The organism is Acutalibacter sp. (assembly GCF_056800975.1).
In genome coordinates this window covers 1-4,543 of sequence record NZ_JBQISV010000129.1, presented here as the reverse complement: position 1 = coordinate 4,543, position 4,543 = coordinate 1, and the positions used below count along the sequence as shown (strand labels likewise).

Genomic DNA, 4,543 nt, shown 5'->3' with positions numbered 1-4,543 from the left:
CAGGGCCACCCAGCCGCCTGCCAGCAGGCACAGGGTGGCCCTGCGGGGCTACTGGCTGTATACCGCCGCCCTGGAAAACCTGCCCACCAGCCAGGCCGCCCGGGAGATTCGGAGCCAGGATGGCTTTACCCCTCTTTCCGACCTGCCGGACACCTATCTGGACGCGGTGGTCGCTGCGGAGGACCACCGTTTCTACAGCCACAACGGAATCGATCTGGCTGCTCTGGGCCGGGCGTTGTTCAATGACCTGCGCACCCTCTCCTTTGCGGAGGGAGGCAGCACCATCACCCAGCAGCTGGCGAAGAACCTGTACTTTACCCAGGAGAAGGAGCTGACCCGCAAGGCTGCGGAGGTCTTTATGGCGTGGAAGCTGGAAAACGACTTCTCCAAAGAGGAGCTTCTGGAGCTGTATGTGAACAGCATTTACTTTGGCAGCGGCTGCTACTCGGTGGGGGACGCCAGCCGGACCTATTTTGACAAGGAGCCCGGAGACATGAGCGACTGGGAGTGCACCCTGCTGGCAGGCATCCCCAACGCGCCCTCGGTATATGACCTGAACGTGAACCCGGACCTGGCCCAGCAACGCCAGCGGCAGGTGGTAGAGCTGATGGTGGAGAGGGGAAAGCTCACCCAGCACCACGCGGACGCCATTTTAGGGGACACAGGGGAAGACAGCGGCATTTTGCTGCTGGCCAGCTGACATACAAGAGAAGAAGGGCCTCTCTGCGGACAAAGCAGAGGGGTCCTCTTCAACATGCAAAGACACCGGCACACAGGGCAGAAGATAGACGCCACATAGTCCCAAAGGCGCAAAAACAGAACGCCCATAAGCCCCAAACACGCCGCTTACTGCTCAGGGCTTGTTTACAAATAGAGGAGTTCACGAGAATGTTCGACGCAGAAAGCGGCCTCTTCTGGGCAAAAAGACCGGGTTATGGATTTTTCAAGCAGGCCTGGACACTGCCACACAAAAACTTAGAGCCTATCCCGGAATGAGACGTGGGCAGATTGCGCAGTCAGATTGATCGTCAGATGGCGTCAAAATTTTGCAGGCAGGCTGACGCCTGTCAAGAAATTTGGCCGCTATATGACGGAAAATATGCAAGCAAGATGCGTGCGGATCATTTCGGGATAGGCTCTTATTCTTCGTTCACCAGCTTGTATTCGCTGCTGTCCTCCAACACCTCAAAGCCGATCTTCCGGTACACCCGGTTGGAGATGGGATTTCTCCTGTCCACAAACAGGGTGCAATAGTCCTTGCCTCCAGCCAGCAGCTCCCGGCAAAGGCTGCCCACGGTGGCCTGGCAGCAGCCCTTCCCCCTGTGCTCCGGCGGCGTATACACCCCGCTGACATAGATGCCCCGCTCCGTCTCCCGAGAGGTGTGGGCCATAGAGAGCAGCTCCCCCTGAGGGCTCTCCAATACCCGGATCTCCCCCCTTCGCACCCGCTCCTGGTTGCGCTGGCGGACAGTCTCCGGGTCCGCCTCCTCATGAAGGGCCTCCTGGTAAAAGGCGCAGACCCACCGGACCAGCACCTCCAGGTCCTTCTCCTCCGCCGGACGGACCACGCCGGGCGCCGCCGGGGGCTCTATCAACCGGGTAAGCATCATAATGTCCATGGCCGAGCGCTGGACAAAGCGGCCTCCATAGGCCTCCATAAACCGCTGGCACAGCCAATCCCGGCCTGATACCCCGGCAATGGGGACCCTCTGCTCCTTCAGCCAGTCCGCCAGCTCTGCCGCAGCCTGGGCGGAAAGCGCCTCCATTCCCTCCGGAGCGTTCAGACAAAGGTTCCAGGGGGCCGTATTGCCAAAGATCAGCACGGTCCGCCCCTCCTGCTCATAGCGCCCGAAAAGGAGCTCCGGCGAGCAGGATGCCTCCCGGTGTGCCTGGGCGTTGCCTCTGTTCAGCTGAGCAGAAATCTCATACCGCGTCAAAAAGCTTTCATTGTCCCGGAGAAAATCACCAGGGCTGGCATACCGCTTCTGTGTCATGGGATTGCATCCTTTCCTTTTCCGGCAAAACGCCGTGGGCTGGTTAAAACACATCATACCACAAACGCGGAGTATGCGCAACCAAAACCCGCAAAAAGGGAGTGTCCTTTTGCGCATTTTATAACGGGACTGATTTACAGGGGCAGTTCCCTGTAATTGCCCATTTATCCGGAGTTCCCGGAACGGAGACCTAGACTGGACCTCTATATAAAATCTGCGAATGGGACACTCCCCCGCAAAAAGAGGCAAAGGCCAGCCCCGCTGGGGGCCGGCCTTCCGAGGGGATGCGGGCTCAGGTTGTGAGGGGATGGATGGTAGAGTGGATGAGGCTCAAATCACCCATGGCGTCCTTCACAAAGGTGTTTTCTTCAAAAAAGAAGAAATACCGCGGAGAACCGGAGGAGACGTCCGGAACGAGAAAATAGAGATGGCTGACCAGCTGGCTGCTGTTCTCAGAGACGTCCAGCTCGGCAATGGGGACCGCCGGAAGCTTTGCCGAGGGAGGCAGAGGGGCGCAGCCGCACCAGAGCTGAAAAGCCTGACGCAATTCCTCTTTGGTCAACAGGATCACTCCTTTCATAGCAGAGTCGGTTTGCTTGGCCCATCTCTGGGCCCGAGACAGGCGCCGCTTGGCTGAGCCCCCCTACTGTGCCCGGCACAGCCGCTAGAGCCTGTTTTAAAACCTCGGGAGCTGGCCTTTTCTCTGAAGCCATCCATCTTTCAGCCAAAAAGCCGTGTCCCTTTGGTTTTAAAACAGACTCTAGGGCTTGACCCCCTGGGCCGCGCTTTGGCGTATCCTCTCTATGCTGCTCTGAATCAGCTCCCGCTCGGCCAGCAGGGTCTGCAGATACTCCACACCCGCCGGAGTCATATTGTAGTAGACCCGGTTCATCTTCCGGCTTTTGCCCACAGCCACGGTGCGGTCTGTCAGGCAGCCCCTGTCCTTGAGGCTATAGAGAACCGGGTACAGCGAGCCGTTCACCACAGAGACAGCGCCGCCGCTGAGGGCCTTGATCTGCTTCATGATGCTGTAGGCGTACTGCTCGCCCTGTTGCAGCAGCAAGGAAAGCGCCAGAATCTCAATGACCTTCTTGTCGTAGAGCGTGTATGACATATATCCCCCTTTCCCCGGGATATTCCGGAACCTCTTACTTCTTCATCAATAAACTTATACCATAATTTAAGCTAAAAGTAAATAGCTATAAATAGAAACTATAAAAAATATTTTGAAGCGCCTCCATCCCTCTTTGAAGTCCCTGAAAAAAAGGAAGCCGCCGGTCAGCGCACACACTGGCCGGCAGCTTCCTTTTTTTCACATTTCACAGCTTCCCACAGGGGAGGGCTTATCCTCCTGCCAGCTGGTTTTGCAGGTCCTCTATCCCCTGGTTCCAGCTTTTCAAGCCCTCCCGCAGCTGGTCGCTGTTGGGGTTGTCCCCATAGACGCCGTCTACAAAAGCGTCTATAATCTCCTCCTGGTCGGGGTAATAAATCAGCTCAGCCCGCAGCCCAGGGCTGTTGGTGTGGGCATTCACCACTTTGCCGTACACCTTCACAATGTCTCCGCGCAAAACCCGGCCGCTGGAGCCGTCATAAAAAACCTCGATCGAGGTCCCCGACATTCCGTTGATAGAAAGGGAAAAATAGTCTCCCTCAAAAGCATTGTTTCCCACATACCCCACCTCGCCAAAAAAGCACAGCTTTTCACCGGCGTAGTCCTGGGGATTGCGGAACAGCTGCTCATAGGTGACTGTGGCGTCATACTCCTCCGGGTTCATAGTGGGCGCAGGCGTAGGACTGGGCGTGGGAACTGGCGTGGGAGTGGGCAGCGCCTCTATTTCCTCCTGGCAGTTACTGATTTGAAGCGTCAGCTGGTCCAGCTCCTTTTCCCGGTCGGAGATTTGCGACTGAGTCTCTAGCAGTTCAGCCGCCAGCGAGCTGGTCTGGGCCTCTGCCTCTTTGATCTGCGACGGGTACGCCGCCATGCTGAACACATTGCGGACGATAAAAGAAGAAAGAATAACCACTGCAACGCCCCAAAGAATATTGACCGGGTGGTACCACTTCTTTTTCTGTTCCATTAGGTTGATTGGTTTCATGTCCATCCTCCTTGCTTTGCCTGCGACAGCCTGTCCTGTGCCTGGGCAAGCTCCTTCCCCGCGTCCTCAATCCAGCCCTCCAGAACAGTCAGGTTCTGCCGCGCTGTATCCAACTGTTCGGCTGTTTCCGCGTATTTCTGCCCAGCCGCTACCCATTGATCGTACGGAACAGCACGGGCTGTTAAAACGTTGAGAATAAACAAAACCGCGAAAACCCAGAGCTTCTTGCTTACCCAAAACGGCCTCGATATGTCCGTCTCCATTTCGATCCTCCTCTCAATATGTTTATTTAAGTATATATCTAAATAGGTAGATTGTCAAGGAGGGGATATCCCTTTTATTGTTTATTTATAACAACTCTGATTATCTCAAAAAAGCCCGGAAATACGGGCATTTCACGGGATATAAGAACTGAATTTACTACCGATTTACTACTTTCGGATTGAGCTTTGA

The 4,543-nt window shown here is 55.8% G+C and carries 6 protein-coding genes; 1 reads left to right on the top strand and 5 read right to left on the bottom strand.

Annotated elements, in window-relative coordinates:
- Positions 1-700 (top strand): transglycosylase domain-containing protein (locus ACTO5E_RS10200; protein ID WP_482303392.1); only part of this gene is annotated, 700 nt, incomplete at its 5' end.
- A 439-nt stretch (positions 701-1,139) separates the two neighbouring features.
- Here ACTO5E_RS10200 and ACTO5E_RS10195 read toward each other — a convergent pair.
- From ACTO5E_RS10195 to ACTO5E_RS10175, 5 genes are all read right to left on the bottom strand, one after another.
- Positions 1,140-1,994 (bottom strand): GNAT family N-acetyltransferase, encoded by an 855-nt coding sequence (locus tag ACTO5E_RS10195; RefSeq protein ID WP_482303390.1) that lies wholly within the window; start codon positions 1,992-1,994, stop codon positions 1,140-1,142.
- A gap of 292 nt (positions 1,995-2,286) precedes the next feature.
- Complete coding sequence (locus ACTO5E_RS10190; protein WP_482303388.1) at positions 2,287-2,556, bottom strand: hypothetical protein; 270 nt, start codon at positions 2,554-2,556, stop codon at positions 2,287-2,289.
- A 198-nt stretch (positions 2,557-2,754) separates the two neighbouring features.
- Positions 2,755-3,108 carry a PadR family transcriptional regulator gene (locus tag ACTO5E_RS10185; RefSeq protein ID WP_482303387.1) on the bottom strand — a complete coding sequence of 118 codons (354 nt, stop codon included), beginning with the start codon at positions 3,106-3,108 and terminating at the stop codon, positions 2,755-2,757.
- A gap of 229 nt (positions 3,109-3,337) precedes the next feature.
- Positions 3,338-4,090 (bottom strand): hypothetical protein, encoded by a 753-nt coding sequence (locus ACTO5E_RS10180; protein WP_482303386.1) that lies wholly within the window; start codon positions 4,088-4,090, stop codon positions 3,338-3,340.
- A complete protein-coding gene (locus ACTO5E_RS10175) occupies positions 4,087-4,353 on the bottom strand; it encodes a hypothetical protein (protein ID WP_482303385.1) in 267 nt (88 codons plus the stop codon). Before ACTO5E_RS10175 ends, ACTO5E_RS10180 begins: the two co-directional genes overlap by 4 nt.
- Positions 4,354-4,543: the final 190 nt, after the last annotated feature.

What these genes read in the sequence shown, in the direction of transcription:
- ACTO5E_RS10195 (WP_482303390.1), bottom strand. Translation starts at nt 1,994, where the DNA reads ATGACACAGAAGCGGTATGCCAGCCCTGGTGATTTTCTCCGGGACAAT.
- ACTO5E_RS10185 (WP_482303387.1), bottom strand. Translation starts at nt 3,108, where the DNA reads ATGTCATACACGCTCTACGACAAGAAGGTCATTGAGATTCTGGCGCTT.
- ACTO5E_RS10180 (WP_482303386.1), bottom strand. Translation starts at nt 4,090, where the DNA reads ATGAAACCAATCAACCTAATGGAACAGAAAAAGAAGTGGTACCACCCG.
- ACTO5E_RS10175 (WP_482303385.1), bottom strand. Translation starts at nt 4,353, where the DNA reads ATGGAGACGGACATATCGAGGCCGTTTTGGGTAAGCAAGAAGCTCTGG.